1 protein-coding gene is annotated in these 512 nt (G+C 48.4%); it reads left to right on the forward strand.

Annotation, left to right across the window (positions count from 1 at the left end):
- Nucleotides 1-113: 113 nt before the first annotated feature.
- Nucleotides 114-512, forward strand: a 399-nt coding sequence (locus AB4Y92_RS25500) for a DNA translocase FtsK 4TM domain-containing protein (protein WP_441822154.1), incomplete at its 3' end; no start/stop codon positions are given.

The following is a 512-nucleotide window of genomic DNA, read 5'->3' on the forward strand; positions in this document are numbered from 1 at the left end:
GACTTATACTTGGCAAGTTCTATTTCGTGCTTGCTCTAATCGGCATATACGTCGGTCTATACGTGATGGTGAAACGGATATGGCCGAAAGGATGGTCGAATCGGAAGACGGGCTTGTTTATCTTGGTGTTGGCATTGACCTTGTGGAGCTCGGTAACGGAGATCGATAAGAAGCTTCGCCCGACGACGGAGCTGTCGGGAAGTCTTATTTTGACTCAATTAAGTACGGATATCCGAATGGGATTGCTATCGGCTCCTGATGCTGAAGTTGCGGCTGAACCCGATGCACCGATTAAAGATAGGGCAATTAGCGGCGGGTATGTTGGGGCACTGCAATATTCGATGCTGTTCTCATTATTCGGTTACTACGGATCTGTGCTCATCCTACTCGTCATGTTCGCAATCTCGATCATGCTGATGACCGGCAAATCGTATGTCGAGCTTGGCCGCATTATTCAGAAACGGGCAGGCAATATGATTAAGCTGCTGATGGCCAAATGGGCAAAACGATCC

This window comes from Lysobacter sp. TAB13, assembly GCF_052113885.1.
GTDB classification, from domain to species: domain Bacteria; phylum Pseudomonadota; class Gammaproteobacteria; order Xanthomonadales; family Xanthomonadaceae; genus Lysobacter; species Lysobacter gummosus.